Source organism: Klebsiella sp. RC2, from assembly GCF_014192815.1.
In the GTDB taxonomy this organism is placed as follows: Bacteria; Pseudomonadota; Gammaproteobacteria; order Enterobacterales; family Enterobacteriaceae; genus Klebsiella; species Klebsiella variicola.
In genome coordinates this window covers 402060-418232 of sequence record NZ_JACHYL010000003.1, presented here as the reverse complement: position 1 = coordinate 418232, position 16173 = coordinate 402060, and the positions used below count along the sequence as shown (strand labels likewise).

Here is a 16173-nt window from a genome sequence, read left to right as displayed (position 1 = left end):
GATATAAGTAAAATCTAAAATAAATAATACCAAAGAAATGGTGATAATTATGCTGAATATATCCGTGGATAATATACAAAATAAAAATTATACATGCCCAGGGTAATCACGTATTATTCGCACGTTATATGCCTTTATTGTCATGCCAATTATTTATTGTTGCCGTCTCATTCTGCGGAATGATTTTGTTTATCGGTAAAACGACAAGCCCGAACAACATGTTCGGGCTTTTTTTATGGCTGCAGGATGGAAAATAACCTTAGCCTTCGCTCGGTGATTTCTCCGCTTTGCCGGCCAGCTGGGCGAGGAAGTCATACCGTTTCTGCAGATCGGCGGCGGCGTCTTTCCACAACTGCTCCGCCACCTCCGGCTGCTGGGCGTTCAGTCGACGGAAGCGTTGCTCGTTGAGCAGCGTCTCGGCCAGCGTGTCGGACGGCGGACGAGAATCCAGCGCCAGCGGCAGTTTGCCTTCGTCAGCGCGACGCGGGTCGAAGCGGTAGAGCGGCCAGAATCCAGTGGCGGTCAGCTGACGCATCTGATCGTGGCTGAGCGCCAGATCGTAGCCGTGCTCTTCGCAAGGACTGTAGGCGATGATCAGCGACGGTCCCGGATAGGCTTCCGCTTCCTGAATCGCTTTCACCGTCTGGTTCAGCTGCGCGCCCAGCGAAATCTGCGCCACATAGACATGACCGTACATCATCATGCTGACGCCCAGATCTTTGCGCGCCTTGCGTTTACCGTGTTCGCCAAACTTAGTGACCGCCCCCAGCGGGGTGGCTTTTGACGCCTGGCCGCCGGTGTTGGAGTAACACTGGGTATCCAGCACCAGAATGTTGACGTTTTCCGTCAGGCTCAGCACATGATCCAGACCGCCGAAGCCAATATCGTAGGCCCAGCCGTCGCCACCGATCAGCCAGACGGATTTCTCCACCAGCGCGTCAGCATCGGTCAGCAGCTCTTCAGCGCCGTCCACGCCGGCCAGCGCCTGGCGCAGGGCCGCCACCTGTTCGCGGCGTACTTCCGGCGTCGCCTCGGCATGCAGCGCCGCGTTCAACTCTGCCGGCAGTTTGTCGGCAAATTCGCTCAGCAGGCGCATCACGCGCTGACGGTGCTGGTCGACGGTTAAGCGGAAGCCGAGCCCGAATTCAGCGTTATCCTCAAACAGCGAGTTGGCCCATGCCGGGCCGCGGCCGTTGGCGTCGGTCGTATACGGCGTCGAGGGCAGGTTGCCGCCGTAAATGGAGGAGCAGCCGGTAGCATTGGCAATCAACATCCGATCGCCATACAGCTGGGTCAGCAGTTTGATATACGGCGTTTCGCCACAGCCGGAGCAGGCACCGGAGTATTCAAACAGCGGGCTGATCAGCTGCGAGGTGCGAATATCTATCCGCTCCAGTTTTGTGCGGTCGATTTCCGGCAGGTTGAGGAAGTAATCGTAATTGACCTTCTCCTCTTCCACATGCTCCAGGCGCGACATCATATTGATAGCCTTGATCTCCGGGTTCTGGCGATCTTTCGCCGGGCACACTTCAACGCACAGGTTGCAGCCGGTGCAGTCTTCCGGGGCGACCTGCAGAACGTATTTTTGTCCGCGCATATCGCGGGATTTGACGTCCAGCGAGTGCAGACTGGCAGGGGCGTTCTCCATCTCTTCCGGCGCGACCACTTTGGCGCGGATCGCCGAGTGCGGGCAGGCGGCGACGCAGTGGTTGCACTGCGTACACAGCGCTTCCTTCCAGATGGGGATCTCTTCGGCGATATTGCGTTTCTCCCAGCGCGTGGTGCCCATGGGCCAGGTGCCGTCCGGCGGCAGGGCGGAGACCGGCAGCGCATCGCCGAGGCCGGCCAGCATCGCGGCGGTGACCGTTTTGACGAAATCCGGCGCGGCGTCGGAGACCACCGGCGGGCGGTTCGGACTGCTGGCGTTCACTGGCTGGAGCGGCACTTCCGCCAGCGATTCCCGGGCCAGGGCCAGCGCCTGCCAGTTGCGTTCCACCAGCTCCTGGCCTTTGCTGCTGTAGCTTTTGGCGATGGCTGCCTGCAGTTCCGCCAGCGCGCTGTCGCCCGGCAGGATGCGGGTGAGATGGAAGAACGCCATCTGCATCACGGTATTAATGCGCGCGCCGAGGCTGCACTCGCGGGCGATTTTCGCCGCGTTGACCACGTAAAAACGCGCTTTTTTCTGATTCAGGGTGGCCTGGACTTCCTGCGGCAGGCGAGACCAGACCTCATCGGCGCTGTACGGCGTGTTGAGCAGGAAAATACCGCCGGGCTTCAGCCGCTCGGCCATCTGGTATTTATCGATAAACTGTAGCTGGTGGCAGCCGACGAAATCAGCCTGCGAAATCAGATACGAAGAACGAATCGGTTTTTCGCTCACGCGCAGATGCGAGACGGTGAGGCCGCCCGCTTTCTTCGAGTCATAGACAAAATAGCCCTGTGAGAACCACGGGGTCGAGTTCCCGATGATTTTGATGTTGTTTTTGGTGGCTGACACGCTGCCATCGCTGCCGAGACCGTAGAACAGGGCCTCGAGCTTGGCCTCTGCGGGCAGGGTATTTTCTCCCAGCGGCAGCGACAGATTGGTCACGTCATCATAGATACCGACGGTAAAGCGTGGCTTCGGCTGAGCGGACTGCAGTTCACTAAATACCGCCAGCACGCATTCCGGGCCGAACTCCTTGGAGGAGAGGCCATAGCGGCCGCCGATGGTGCGCGGCAGCGTCTCGCGCTCGCCGCGGTTAAAGGCTTCCGCCAGGGCGGTCATCACATCGAGATACAGCGGCTCGGCAAGCGCGCCAGGCTCTTTGGTGCGATCGAGCACCGCTACCGCCCGGGCGCTTTCCGGCAGCGCTGCCAGCAGGTGGGCGGCGGAGAATGGGCGATAGAGGCGCACTTTCAGCACGCCGACTTTCTCGCCGCGGCTCAGCAGTTCATCAACCACCTCTTCGCAGGTACCGATGGCCGAACCCATAATGACGATCACGCGCTCTGCCTGCGGGTGGCCGTAAAACTCAAACGGTTTGTACTGACGGCCGGTGGCGGCGGCGAAGTCGTTCATCGCCGTCTCAACATGGTTATAGACCGCGTCGTACCACGGATTGGTGGCCTCCCGGGACTGGAAGTAAGTGTCGGGGTTGGCCGAGGTTCCGCGGATCACCGGGTGTTCCGGATTGAGCGCGCGCTGGCGATGCTCGGCGATTTTATCCTGCGGTAGCAGGGAGCGAATGGTGTCATCCGCCAGCGGGGCGATTTTGTTGATTTCGTGCGAGGTGCGGAAGCCATCAAAGAAATGAATAAACGGCACCCGGCTTTGCAGGGTGGCGATATGCGAGATCAGCGCAAAATCCTGAGCCTCCTGGACGCTGCTGGCGCACAGCATGGCGCAACCGGTCTGCCGCACGGCCATCACATCGGAATGATCGCCGAAGATCGATAGCGCGTGGGTGGCGACGGTGCGGGCGGCGACGTGCAGCACAAACGGCATCAGCTGGCCGGCCAGTTTGTACAGCGTGGGGATCATCAGCAGCAGACCCTGCGATGAGGTAAAGGAGGTGGAGAGGGCGCCGGTCTGCAGCGCGCCATGTACGGCGCCAATGGCGCCTGCCTCCGACTGCATTTCGACTACCCGGGGAACATCGCCCCAGACGTTTTTCAGCCCATTGCCGGCCCAGGCGTCAGCCTGTTCCGCCATCGTTGAACTGGGCGTGATCGGGTAGATGGCGATAACTTCACTGGTGCGAAACGCGACGGAAGCGACCGCGCCATTACCATCAATCGTAATCATATGAAGACACCCTTACATTGCGCAAAAGAATGGACACGTGAAACCGCGACGCGCCCTGTAATTATATAAGGGGTAGTTTAGCAAACCGTTGGCGCGGCCATTTTTGCATTTGTGTCCTCAATGCGCCGGCCACCCGTGACCAGATCAATATTTTGCATGGTTCGCGGAGAAAATGGCTTCCTGCCGAGTGTCGAATCACGTGCGCCCGGCGACCAGGCCGGAGCAGATCAAGCTTTCGGCGAAAATTTGCTAGAAAATGTTAATGAGGCGCATAAATACGTACTTCCCCCCTCGACGCCGCCCGCCACGCTGCCTATTATTCTGGGGTTTGCTTTTTTAAGACGTTTCCGAGGGGAGAGAGAATGCGAGCTGCGATATTAGTAGGTTGTGCGGCGCTGTTGCTGTCGGCGTGCAGTAGTGAACCCGTTCAGCAGGCCACGGCGGCGCACGTCACGCCAGGCATGCGGGCGGCGATGAGCGACGCCGGTCAGGCCAACTGCGCCATGATAGGCGGCTCGTTATCGGTGGCTCGTCAGCTCGATGGTTCGGCGATTGGCATGTGCGCGCTGCCGAACGGCAAACGCTGCAGCGAGCAGGCGCTGGCGGGCGGCAGCTGCGGCTACTAACGGCGGCCCCGTCGCGGGGCAGCGTCAGCGGCACCTCAAGGCCGGCTAGTGCATCAGGTCGGCGAGCTTATAGACCAGCGTCTGGTCGGCGGTCGCCAGCGTCAACTGGTTTTCCGTCAGATCGACCTGCGCGCCTTCGCGCAACATCTTGCCGATCGTCGCGTCAAGGGTATTAAGCTGGGCATCGTGGCACAGCATCCGGGTCATCGCCAGCGACTTCACCTTCAGCTCGCCGTCCGACACCTTGCCTTCCCCGCTAAAACCGTTGCACATATTGCCCGAAACATACATCTTGCCCGTAATAGCCATCTTCTCGCCGAAGCTCAGCTCCAGCGGCCGGTCGCCGGCGTTGACCGCCTGGCCGTTGACGCTGGTCAGCACGAAGCGATGATGCTGCAGCTGTTCCGCGCCGGTGGACACCTTACTGTTATAGACACAGCCGGACAACAGCATACCTGCCGCCAGTAGCGCCGCCAATTTGTTCATTTTCACTCCAAAACATTCACATTTCTAATAAAACCAAGCCAGTGTAACGGTATCGCAGCGGGGATCTGTGGGGATTATCTGAATGTGCTCCCCCCGGGAGAGGAGCACAAAAGGGAAAGGAATCAGACGATGGCGTTCGGGCAGGTTTCGCCGTTTGCGACCTGCTGCAGGTTGCCCAGGGTGGTCTCCGAAATGCTGATCAGCGCCTCAGCGGTGAGGAACGCCTGGTGGCCGGTGAACAGCACGTTGTGACAGGCGGAGAGGCGGCGGAAAACGTCGTCCTGGATCACATCGTTGGATTTGTCTTCAAAGAACAGATCGCGTTCGTTCTCATAAACATCCAGCCCCAGCGCGCCAATTTTCTGGTGCTTCAGGGCGTCGATGGCCGCCTGGGAGTCGATCAGCGCGCCGCGGCTGGTGTTAATCACCATCACCCCGTCCTTCATCTGGTCAAACGCCTCGCGATTGAGCAGATGGTAGTTTTCGTCGGTCAGCGGGCAGTGCAGGGAGATCACGTCCGACTCCTTGTACAGTGTAGCGAGGTCGACATATTCCACCCCCAGCTCCAGCGCGGCGGCGCTTGGGTACGGGTCGAACGCCAGCAGGCGCATGCCGAAACCTTTGAGGATCCGCAGCATCGCCACGCCAATTTTCCCGGTGCCGATCACCCCGGCGGTTTTACCGTACATGGTGAAACCGGTGAGGCCTTCGAGGGAGAAGTTGGCATCACGGGTACGCTGATAGGCGCGGTGGATGCGACGGTTGAGCGACATCATCATACCGATCGCATGCTCAGCGACGGCTTCCGGCGAGTACGCCGGGACGCGGACCACGCGCAGGCCAAGCTCCTTTGCCGCCTCGAGGTCGACGTTGTTAAATCCGGCGCAGCGCAGAGCGATATACTTCACGCCGTGGGCCTTCAGCTCTTCCAGCACCGGGCGGCTGCCGTCGTCATTGACGAAGATACACACCGCTTCGCAACCGTTGGCGGTTTTGGCGGTCTTCGCTGTCAGCAGGAAGTCGAAGAATTCCAGTTCAAAGCCGTAGGTATCATTCACGTGCTGCAGGTACTTTTTATCGTACTGCTTCGTACTGTAAACCGCGATTTTCATAAGACTTTTCTCCAGTGATTATAACGTCACGGTAGCATATTTAAAATAATCGTACAATTATTAAAAAATAGTTTAAGTGTCAGGTGCTTATGCTAATTCTAGAGCATATCGCGGATTTGCGGAATCTCTTTGAAAGACAAAGTTTTTTCACCACAAACTGAGGCTTAAAGCGCCGGGGGAGAGCAGCAGAAACGGCCACAGCAGACCGGAGCTGACGTTAGCTAGCTGAAACGACCACAGCGGCAGGCCGCTGGCGCCGCTGACCAGGGGCAGGGTGGCGCGCAGGGGAGAGAGGAAGCGACTGAAAAAGACCGCCCACAGCCCGCGGCGCTGAAAAAAGAGTCGGCTGCGGGCCAGCCGCTCGGCGGTGAGCCAGCGTAACTGTGTGAGGCGGTGACGATAGCGAACGCCTAACCACCACGAGAGCCAGAATCCGCCGATGGCGCCGAGGCTGGCGCTGGACCACATTAACAGGAAATGACCGAGACTGGCGGAAGCGAATGTCCCCAACAGCAGCAGGCCGGAGGTGCCCGGGATCGCCAGCGACACCAGCGCGCAGGATTTAGTGAAGGTGAGCAGGAAAACCATTAGTAATACCAATGGATAGTGGCCCTGTGCGCTCTCAAAGAGCGAGATAATTAACGACACGGTCTCTCCCGCAAGCCATTTCTGTCTGGCTGGAGTGTGGCAGGCGCTGCTTAAACAAAAGCTAAATGATGACGGCCGATCGCCGCGCCGCGATACCGGCTGGCAACTATGCTTTAACAGGTCGCAAACTTTCACTCACTGGTCGAACGTGTCACAATGGGCGCCATTCGGCTTTTACTTATGTTGAATCAGGATATTAACTGCCCATGAAGGGTAAATATAAAGCCGCCATCGCGCTGGTGTTAGTGCTGGTGTTATTGCCGCTAACGCTGCTGTTGACGCTGACCCACTGGGTGCCGACGCTGGCGGGCATCTGGCTGCCTGTTGGCACTCGTATCTCGTTGCAGGAGAGCCCGCGTCTGACGCGGTCGGCTCTGCTGATCCCCGATCTGCGCTATCTGGTGGGCGACTGTGAACTCGCCCGGGTGACCGATACCCGCCTTTCGCGTCCCAGCCGCTGGCGGCTGCATATTGGCCAGCTGGACATCAACAGCGCTTGTCTGAGCAAACTGCCGGCCAGCGAGCCCACGCCGGGATCGCCGCGCACCCTCGCCGAATGGCAATCGATGTTGCCCTACAGTTGGTTAACGATTGATAACCTGCGGCTGTCGCCGTGGGAGAAATGGCAGGGGCGGCTGGTGATGTCGTTGACGCCAGTGCAGCAGGACATCGGCTTTGCCGGTAAGGAACTGAGTCTGCAGGCGCGCCTGCGCGGCCAGGCCCTCACCGTCAGCCAGTTCAGCGCCCGGCTGACTGACGATCAGCCGCCGGTGAAGCTGGTGGGAACCTTCCACCTGCCGCTGGTACCGGATGGTCTGCCGGTCGACGGCCAGATGCAGGGCACCTTTGAATTTCCACAAACCGCGGAATGGATCGATGCCGAGCTCGAGTGGCAGCACAATCGCGGCCAGCTGCTGGTGACGCCGCGCGGCGAGGTAGAGCCGATCCTGGACCTGCCGTGGGAGATCACCCCGGAGCGGATCACCATCAGCGACGGCCGCTGGCGCACCCGCTACCAGAACTACCCGCTCAGCGGGCGCGTCGCATTGTCGGTGGGTAACTGGCAGCAGGGGACCGAGCAGATGACCGTCAGCGGTCGCTTAAATGTCCTCACCGAGGGGCATGCCGGCAAAGGCAACGCGGTGCTGAATATCGGTCCGGGCAAGCTAAGCATGGATAACAGCGACATGCCGCTGCGGCTCACCGGCGAGGCCAAGCTGGGGGAGATGATCTTCTACGCGGCGCTGCCGGCGCAGCTCAGCGGGTCGCTGGTCAGCCCGCAGCTGGCGTTTCATCCCGGGGCGCTGCTGCGTTCGCGCGGACGAGTGATCGATGCGCTGAATATTGATGAAATTCGCTGGCCGCTGGCTGGGGTGAAAGTGACCCAGCAGGGCGTCGATGGCCGCCTGCAGGCGATCCTCCGCGCCCATGAGCAGCAGATGGGCGACTTTACGCTGCATCTGGACGGTCAGGCGAGCGATTTTCTGCCCGACAGCGGCCGCTGGCAATGGCGCTACTGGGGTGAGGGACACTTCACCCCGATGCAGGCGCGCTGGGATGTGAAGGGCAGCGGGGAGTGGCGCGACAATGCTATTACCCTGAGCAGCCTCTCCACCGGCTTCGATAAGCTCGAGTACGGCACGATGCGGGTCAGTACGCCGCGTCTGACGCTCGAGCAGCCGATCCGCTGGCTGCGTGATGCCCAGCACCCGCGGCTGACCGGCGCGCTGTCGCTGGACGCGGCCAAAACCACCTTCTCCGGCGGCAGCTATCTCCCGGCGTCAACGCTGAAATTTGCCCTCGACGGCCGGGACCCGACGTGGTTCCAGTTCACCGGCGCCCTGCACGCCGATACCATTGGCCCGGTGCGGCTGACCGGGCGCTGGGATGGCGAACGGCTGCGCGGCCAGGCGTGGTGGCCAAAACAGTCGCTGACGGTGTTCCAGCCGCTGGTGCCACCGGACTGGAAGATGAACCTGCGGGAAGGGAGTCTCTATGCGCAGGTGGCCTTTTCAGCGGCGGCCGGGCAGGGATTTGAGGCGGGCGGCCACGGCGTGCTGAAGGGCGGCAGCGCCTGGATGCCGGATAACCAGATTAACGGTGTCGACTTCGTGCTGCCATTCCGTTTCAGCGACGGCCACTGGCAACTGGGCACCCGTCGTCCGGTCTCCCTGCGTATTGGCGAAATCGTCAACCAGGTTACCGCGCGCAATCTGACGGCGGACCTGCAGGGCACCTGGCCGTGGAGTGAGGCCAATCCGCTGCAGCTCAGCGACGTCAGCGTCGATCTGTTAGGCGGAAAACTGACCCTGCTGCAGCTGCGCATGCCGCAGCGCGACCCGGCGCTGATCCGTCTGCAACATATCTCCAGCAGCGAACTCACCAGCGCCGTCAAGGTGAAGCAGTTCGCCATGTCCGGGGCGGTGAGCGGCGCGCTGCCGCTGTGGCTGGAAAACAACCAATGGATCATCCACGACGGCTGGTTGCGTAATGACGGGCCGATGACCCTGCGGCTGGATAAAGACACTGCCGATGCGCTGGTGGCGGACAATGTCTCCGCCGGGGCGGCGATTAACTGGCTGCGCTATATGGAGATCTCCCGCTCGTGGACGCGGATTAACCTCGACAATCTGGGCGTATTGACGCTTAAGGCCACCATCAACGGTACCAGCCGGGTGGACGGGAAAAGCAGTACCGTGCATTTAAACTACGCTCATGAAGAGAATATTTTCGACCTGTGGCGCAGTTTACGCTTCGGCGACAATTTACAGGCGTGGCTCGAACAGAATGCCATGCTGCCCGTGCGGCACTGTACGGACGGTAAGACATGTAAGGAACCTAAATGAAGAAGTTGCTACTGGCCATGGTGGCGCCGATGCTGCTCGCCGGCTGTACGCCGCGTATCGAAATTGCGGCATCGAAAGAGCCCATCACCATTAATATGAATGTCAAAATTGAGCATGAGATCCATATCAAGGTCGATAAGGATGTGGAAAATCTGCTGAAATCCCGCAGCGATCTGTTCTGAGGCGACGATGAGAAAACGACTGTTAAGCGCAGCGCTGGCGCTGACCTTACTCAGCGCGCCCGCGCTGGCGTTGACCCTGAGCGAAGCGCGGCAGCAGGGGCGGGTGGGGGAAACGCTGAACGGCTATCTGGCGCCGCTGCGCCAGGATAAAGAGACCTTAGCGCTGGTGAAGCAGATCAACGCCGCGCGCAGCGAAAGCTACCAGCAGCTGGCGGATGACAACAATCTGCCGGTAGATGAAGTGGCGAAAATGGCCGGGCAGAAGCTGGTGGCCCGGGCTCAGCCCGGGGAGTACGTCCAGGGGCTGAACGGCCAGTGGCGGCGTAAATGATCAGCGGCAGCGCTTGCGGTATTCGCCCGGCGAGACGCCAAAGCGCTGCTTAAAGGCGGTGGAGAAATGGCTGTGGTCGCTGAAGCCCCAGCGGTAGCCGATCCCCGCCAGCTTTTCGTCGTCATGGGCATTCTGTAGCGCCCGGGCGCACAGATCCAACCGCCGGTTCTTAATATACTGCGCCACCACCAGCCCTTTGTCGGCAAACAGCCGGTACAGGCTGCGTACCGACATCCCCGTCTCGCTGGCCAGCCACTCCGGGCGCAAATGCTCCGACTGAATGGACGCATCGATTAAGGCAATAATCTTTTGAAACTGCTTTTCCCTCCGGGAAGGGGTAGGCTCGCGCTGATGCAGCACCGGGCGCAACAGGCAGGCGATCGCCTCCAGCGCCGCTTCACTCTCGCTGGCGGAGAGTGTCGTGCCGCCCATGCTTTCCAGCAACAATCGCTGGCTGAGCTGCACCATTGGCAGGGATTTGTCCAGCCGGCAGGCGGTGGCGATGTCGCCTGTGGGCGCCACCCGCTGGCGCGGCAGCAGCAGGGAGGCCTGACGCGAGGTCTGCTGCCAGACAATCGAGCAGGGGCGGGCGGCGTCGATTAACGTGATATCGCCTGCCGCCAGCGTCACCTGGCGATCGTCCTGTTCGATGATGGCTTCGCCGGCAAGCTGAAATACGGTGTAGAACCAGGCGTCGTTATCGCGTTTTATCTCATTGTGTGTGCGGTAGAGATTAACGCCGGCGGCGGTGACCGTGCTGACCTTGAGGTTACCGGCGTAGCGGGCGTCAATCTCGCCGTGGAAGCGCCCCTCCAGCGGCCGGGCGGCGAAATGGCCGCAGACCTGATTGATCGTCGCCAGCCAGCGCTGGTACGCCAGCCCCCCCTCTGCCGTGGTCATCATTCGCCCTTCTCCTGTAATAACAATGTTTCCGCATTGTTGCATTTATGCCGCCTCAGGCAAGGCCGCGATGGCGGGTATATGAAAGAACTATTACCTGCGGCACATTTCTGCCAGGGTAAGCCGCGGATTTGCGGCGACTGTCACAGCGGCGCAAACGAATGTCACAGAGAAAAAAGCGCCAGCCGCCAACCGGACATAGACTGAAAGCACTATCCGCGAAGAATAAGGAAAGGGTATGTCCACCTCTCAGATAGCGCTGCTTGCCAGCGTCCAGCAGTTTTTAGACCGTCAGCATGGCCTGTATATCGACGGCGCTCCCTGCGCCGCGCAGAGCGAAAACCGGTTAACCGTCTGGGATCCGGCCACCGGGCAGGCGATTGCCACCACCGCCGACGCCAGCCCGGCGGATGTTGACCGGGCGGTAATGTCCGCCTGGCGCGCTTTTGTCGATCGCCGCTGGGCCGGGCGCACCCCGGCCGACCGTGAACGCATCCTGCTGCGTTTTGCCGACCTGGTGGAGCAGCACGGCGAAGAGCTGGCGCAACTGGAAACCCTTGAGCAGGGCAAATCCATTGCGATCTCTCGCGCCTTTGAGGTCGGCTGCACCCTGAACTGGATGCGCTACACCGCGGGGCTGACCACCAAGATCAGCGGCCGGACGCTGGACGTGTCGATCCCGTTCCCGCAAGGGGCGCGTTACCAGGCGTGGACCAAAAAAGAGCCGGTCGGGGTGGTGGCGGGCATCGTCCCGTGGAATTTCCCGCTGATGATCGGCATGTGGAAGGTCATGCCGGCCCTGGCGGCAGGCTGTTCGATCGTCATCAAACCTTCTGAAACCACCCCGCTGACCCTGCTGCGGGTGGCAGAGCTGGCGACCCTGGCGGGCATACCTGACGGGGTATTCAACGTGGTCACCGGCAGCGGCGCCGGCTGCGGCGCGGCGCTGACCGCCCATCCGCAGGTAGCGAAGGTCAGCTTTACCGGCTCAACGGCGACCGGGAAACAGATCGCCCGTGTGGCCGCCGACCGCCTGACTCGCGTGACGCTGGAGCTGGGCGGCAAGAACCCGGCGATTGTGCTCAAAGATGCCGATCCCCAGTGGGTTATTGAGGGGCTGATGACCGGTAGCTTCCTCAATCAGGGGCAGGTCTGCGCCGCCAGCTCGCGGATCTACATCGAAGCGCCGCTGTTTGACACCCTGGTCAGCGGTTTCGAGCAGGCGGTAAAATCGCTGCAGGTGGGGCCGGGGATACAGGAGACGGCGCAGATCAACCCGGTGGTCTCCCGGGCCCACTGCGACAAGGTGGCGGCCTACCTCGAAGAGGCTCGCCAGCAGAAGGCAGAGCTCATCAGCGGCAGCGCCGGACCGGATGCGGGGGGGTACTATATTCCGCCGACGCTGGTGGTTAACCCCGACGCCGGGCTGCGCCTCACCCGTGAGGAGGTGTTTGGCCCAGTGGTGAACCTGGTGCGGGTGGCCGACGGCGAGGAGGCGCTGCGTCTGGCCAACGACAGCGATTTTGGTCTGACCGCCAGCGTCTGGACCCGCGATCTAACCCAGGCCCTGAACTACACCGACCGTCTGCAGGCGGGAACGGTATGGGTCAACAGCCATACTCTGATTGACGCCAACCTGCCTTTCGGCGGCATGAAGCAGTCTGGTACCGGCCGCGATTTCGGCCCTGACTGGCTCGACGGCTGGTGCGAAACCAAATCCGTCTGCGTGCGTTACTAGACCGCTGTCGGGGAAAGCGAATGGCTTTTCCCGACGCGCCGCTTGCCGACCTCCGGTCTTTCTCGCTACTGTGGAGGGCAATCTTTGCCCAACCAGGGCGGTGAATCACCAGGAGGTCTTCGGCATGACAGCATTTCCTAAGGTTGCACTTATTGGTCCCGGCGCCATCGGCACGACTATCGCCGCCGCCCTGTTTGAGGTGGGGAGGGCGCCGATGGTCTGCGGCCGTACCGCCCATTCGGCGCTGGTGCTGCGCACTGACGAGGGCGAGATCGTGGTGCCCGGCCCGGTGCACACCGACCCAACGGCGATAGCCGCCCCCTTCGACCTGGTCTTTGTCGCGGTGAAAACTACCCAGACGGAGGCCATCGCCTCCTGGCTGACGGCCCTGTGTTCCACGGACACCGTGGTGTGCGTGCTGCAAAACGGCGTTGAGCAGCGCCAGCAGTTTGCCCCCCTGACCGGCGGCGCGACGGTGTTGCCCTCGGTGGTCTGGTTTCCGGCGCAGCGCGATGCCGATGCCTCTGTCTGGCTGCGCGCCACGCCGCGCCTGACCCTCCCGGATCTGCCGGGGGCAGAGCGAGTGCAGCAGGCGCTGGCGGGGACCCGCTGCGCGGTGGACCTGGCGGCGGATTTTACCACCGTGGCCTGGCGTAAACTGTTGCAGAACGCCGTCGCCGGACTGATGGTGCTGACCGGACGCCGCGCCGGGATGTTTGCCCGGGAAGACATTACTGCCCTCGGACTGGCTTATCTGCGCGAATGTCTGCAGGTGGCGCGGGCGGAAGGGGCCGCCCTGGGCGACAGCGTGCCGGAGGAGATTATCGCCGGCTTTCACCGGGCGCCTGCCGACTTAAGCACCTCTATTCTGATCGATCGCCTGAATGGCCGACCGCTGGAGTGGGATATTCGTAACGGCGTGGTGCAGCGTCGCGGACGTCAGCACGGCATTCCGACACCGCTCAGCGATATCATCGTGCCGCTGCTGGCGGCAGCCAGCGACGGCCCGGGCTGACCCGGGCAGGCGCGGGGTTAGTCCACCAGGGAGGGATCGAGGTCGATCATTAACTGCTTCATTTCGGCAAAATGCTGCCGCGAGAAATCGGCAATCTTCTCCCAGTCCTGGGCCGTTTTTTCCGCTACCGCGTCTGACAGAACCTTCAGCGGCTGGCCGGTGGACCAGGCGGTGATCAGGATCTGACAGGCGCGCTCCAGGGTCCAGATATCATCGAACGCTTCGCCGATGGTCGGGGCGGTCACCAGCACCCCGTGATTCCCCATCAGCAGGCGGCGTTTGTCCGCCAGCAGGCCCGCCAACCGGGCGCCTTCTGCCGCGGTGTCCGCCATCCCGCCGTACAGCGTATCGACGGCGACCCGGTTAAAATAGCGGGCCGTGTTCTGGTCGATGGGCAGGATCTGCGGCGTCGCCAGACAGGCGAGGCTGGTGGTGTACACCGGGTGCAGATGCAGCACCACCCGCACGTCCGGGAGCCGCTGATGGATCTGCCCGTGAATAGCCCACGCGGTGGCATCGACGTCAGGGCGCGCGGCGCAACCTTCATCATCGGCGTTCAGCACCAGCAGATCGCTGGCGCGGATGCGCGAAAAGTGTTTCCACTTCGGGTTGAGTAAAAACGTTTTCCCGTCAGCGGAGAGCGCGGCGCTGAAATGGTTGGCCACCGCCTCATGCATGCCAAGATGGGCAATGATGCGAAAGGTGGCCGCCAGGTCGATGCGGATCTGCTCTTCATCGGAATCGCGCATGGCCATTACTCCGCTTTCGGCATCAGGGTCTGCAGATCGTCCGCCGTCGGCGCCTGGAAGCGATATTTCTTCAGCAGGGCGGCATATTCCGGCGTCGCGCTGTACTTTTTCAGCGCCTCTTCGAGGGCGGTTTTCACCTCAGTATTGCCTTTTTTAACGCCAAAGCCGTTCAGCACCGGATAGATCAGCGTGTCAGAGGAGATAACCACCCGGTCGCCCAGTTTTTCCACCACCCCGCGCGCCACGGCGGCGTCGGTGATCTGCGCATCCACCGCGCGCGACAGCAGCGCCTGGGTGGTCTGCGGGTCGGTGGTATAAACGCTCAGCGCAATCGGCTTCAACCCCTTCTTCACGCAGTAGTCGGCGGAAAGCTTCTGCAATTGCGCCAGCCACGAGGTGGCGCCCATCGAGCCGATTTTATGCCCGCAGAAGTCCTCCGGGGTCTTAGGCTGGTAGTCGCCGCCTTTGCGGGCGAGGATCGCTTCCCCACTTTTCAGGTACGGCACCATATCGATCACCTTCAGGCGTTCGGCGGTAATGTACATCGACGAGTTGGTGATATCGAAGCGCCCACCCTGCAGCCCGGGGATCAGGTTGGGGAAGCGGGTATCGATATTCACTGCTTCACGGCCCATAGTCTTCGCCAGACCATCGAGCAGCTCGATGTCAAAACCGGCTGGCTTATTGTTTTCCATGTACTCGTAAGGAAAAAAGGTCATGTCCGAACCGGCGGTGATCTTACCGCTTTGCTGAAAGGCCAGTGCGCTAAAGGATGTCAGAGCAGCCGCTGCGCAGAGCAGCAGGGTCAGCGGGCGTGGTGCGAAAATGCGTGTCATAAAACCTCCGGAGTGTGGGCAAATTACATGCTGGCGCGATCGGCGCCGGCCTGCTGAACAAAAAACGAAGCGCCGCGCGGCTTCTGCGGCAGACGAAGCTGGTTATTGGTGCTGCGCACCAGACCGCTCTCTTCTCCCGCGACCAGTTGGCCGGCATGGCGGCTCGGCAGCGGGTTTTCGCCGTAGGGTAGCGCATCCTCCGCGGCGTAGACGCTGATGAACAGGGTGCGCGGCAGGGCGGTTTCGTTGGGACTGGAGGCGTGCAGCAGGCGGGTATGCATAAAGCAGACTGAGCCCGCCGGGCCAAAACAGGCCTGCGGCTGCTGGCAGTGCGTCGCCACCACCTCATCATCCACCGCCCCCGTGAAGCGCCCCTCCTGCCAGTGGGACCACAGCGGCCCCTGATGACTGCCCGGCACCACGTTGAGCGGGCCATTCTCTGGCGTCACCTCGCTGACCATCAGCAGGGCGGTGATGATGTCGTCATTGCTGTGCGGGGTGAAAAGGAAATCCTGATGCCATTTCACCTCGGTGGCGGTGTGCGGCAGCTTGGAGTTAATTTTGCTGTGATGAAAGCGGGTGCCGCTGCCGCCGATCAGCTGCGCGGCGATGGTCGCCATCCGCGAGTTCAGCGCAGTATGGCGATAGGCCTCGGAGATCTCCGTCGGGGAGGCGACCCGGCGCAGCGACGGATGGTCAGGAGCATGATCGCGCTCGATATCGAAGCGCGGCCGCCCGTCGAGGGTTTCTCCCCACACCGTCGCGTGACCGCGGCTCTCCTCGACCCAGCCGTCGAAATCGCTCTGCAGGGCGGCGATGTCGGCGCTGGAAAGCACCTCTTCGACCACCAGAAAACCCTGCTGATGAAACTGATCAATTTGCCACTGCGCAATCATAGTTTTTCCTCTTCACGTTCC

Annotated in this window: 14 protein-coding genes; 6 read left to right on the top strand and 8 right to left on the bottom strand. The window is 61.3% G+C overall.

The window, feature by feature from the left end:
• Nucleotides 1–259: 259 nt before the first annotated feature.
• Nucleotides 260–3787, bottom strand: a complete 3528-nt coding sequence (gene nifJ, locus FHW76_RS11600) for a pyruvate:ferredoxin (flavodoxin) oxidoreductase (RefSeq protein WP_183476709.1) — start codon at nucleotides 3785–3787, stop codon at nucleotides 260–262.
• 362 nt (nucleotides 3788–4149) lie between these two features.
• Between nifJ and FHW76_RS11595 the strand changes: the two genes are divergently transcribed.
• Entirely contained in the window at nucleotides 4150–4413 is a 264-nt protein-coding gene (locus FHW76_RS11595; protein WP_008805145.1) for a DUF333 domain-containing protein, read from the top strand.
• 45 nt (nucleotides 4414–4458) lie between these two features.
• On the opposite strand, the gene hslJ is transcribed toward FHW76_RS11595, so the two are convergent.
• The 3 genes from hslJ to FHW76_RS11580 form a co-directional block, all read right to left on the bottom strand.
• Complete coding sequence (gene hslJ / locus FHW76_RS11590; RefSeq protein WP_008805144.1) at nucleotides 4459–4899, bottom strand: heat shock protein HslJ; 441 nt, start codon at nucleotides 4897–4899, stop codon at nucleotides 4459–4461.
• Between the two features lie 122 nt (nucleotides 4900–5021).
• Entirely contained in the window at nucleotides 5022–6011 is a 990-nt protein-coding gene (locus FHW76_RS11585) for a 2-hydroxyacid dehydrogenase (RefSeq protein WP_008805143.1), read from the bottom strand.
• Nucleotides 6012–6158: 147 nt separating this feature from the next.
• Nucleotides 6159–6659: a DedA family protein gene (locus tag FHW76_RS11580; RefSeq protein ID WP_008805142.1), complete on the bottom strand. Its 501-nt coding sequence runs from the start codon at nucleotides 6657–6659 to the stop codon at nucleotides 6159–6161.
• A gap of 206 nt (nucleotides 6660–6865) precedes the next feature.
• Here FHW76_RS11580 and FHW76_RS11575 point away from each other — a divergent pair, with 206 nt between their 5' ends.
• Genes FHW76_RS11575 through FHW76_RS11565 form a run of 3 tightly spaced genes read left to right on the top strand, consistent with a single transcriptional unit; the run spans nucleotide 6866 to nucleotide 10018 of the window.
• Complete coding sequence (locus tag FHW76_RS11575; RefSeq protein WP_168434379.1) at nucleotides 6866–9505, top strand: YdbH family protein; 2640 nt, start codon at nucleotides 6866–6868, stop codon at nucleotides 9503–9505.
• Nucleotides 9502–9687, top strand: a complete 186-nt coding sequence (locus tag FHW76_RS11570) for a YnbE family lipoprotein (protein WP_012541949.1) — start codon at nucleotides 9502–9504, stop codon at nucleotides 9685–9687. Before FHW76_RS11575 ends, FHW76_RS11570 begins: the two co-directional genes overlap by 4 nt.
• A gap of 7 nt (nucleotides 9688–9694) precedes the next feature.
• Nucleotides 9695–10018, top strand: coding sequence for a YdbL family protein (locus FHW76_RS11565; protein WP_012541948.1), 324 nt, complete (start codon nucleotides 9695–9697; stop codon nucleotides 10016–10018).
• On the opposite strand, the gene feaR is transcribed toward FHW76_RS11565, so the two are convergent.
• Nucleotides 10019–10921 (bottom strand): transcriptional regulator FeaR, encoded by a 903-nt coding sequence (feaR, locus tag FHW76_RS11560; protein ID WP_008805139.1) that lies wholly within the window; start codon nucleotides 10919–10921, stop codon nucleotides 10019–10021.
• Between the two features lie 235 nt (nucleotides 10922–11156).
• Between feaR and FHW76_RS11555 the strand changes: the two genes are divergently transcribed.
• Nucleotides 11157–12656 (top strand): aldehyde dehydrogenase family protein, encoded by a 1500-nt coding sequence (locus FHW76_RS11555; RefSeq protein WP_183476707.1) that lies wholly within the window; start codon nucleotides 11157–11159, stop codon nucleotides 12654–12656.
• Between the two features lie 124 nt (nucleotides 12657–12780).
• Nucleotides 12781–13671, top strand: a complete 891-nt coding sequence (locus FHW76_RS11550; protein ID WP_012541944.1) for an oxidoreductase — start codon at nucleotides 12781–12783, stop codon at nucleotides 13669–13671.
• Nucleotides 13672–13688: 17 nt separating this feature from the next.
• Here FHW76_RS11550 and FHW76_RS11545 read toward each other — a convergent pair whose 3' ends face one another.
• Genes FHW76_RS11545 through FHW76_RS11535 form a run of 3 tightly spaced genes read right to left on the bottom strand, consistent with a single transcriptional unit; the run spans nucleotide 13689 to nucleotide 16152 of the window.
• Nucleotides 13689–14420, bottom strand: coding sequence for a class II aldolase and adducin N-terminal domain-containing protein (locus FHW76_RS11545; RefSeq protein ID WP_004224462.1), 732 nt, complete (start codon nucleotides 14418–14420; stop codon nucleotides 13689–13691).
• Between the two features lie 5 nt (nucleotides 14421–14425).
• Nucleotides 14426–15256, bottom strand: coding sequence for an ABC transporter substrate-binding protein (locus FHW76_RS11540; protein ID WP_183476705.1), 831 nt, complete (start codon nucleotides 15254–15256; stop codon nucleotides 14426–14428).
• A gap of 23 nt (nucleotides 15257–15279) precedes the next feature.
• Nucleotides 15280–16152: a phytanoyl-CoA dioxygenase family protein gene (locus tag FHW76_RS11535; RefSeq protein WP_004224469.1), complete on the bottom strand. Its 873-nt coding sequence runs from the start codon at nucleotides 16150–16152 to the stop codon at nucleotides 15280–15282.
• Between the last annotated feature and the right edge of the window lie 21 nt (nucleotides 16153–16173).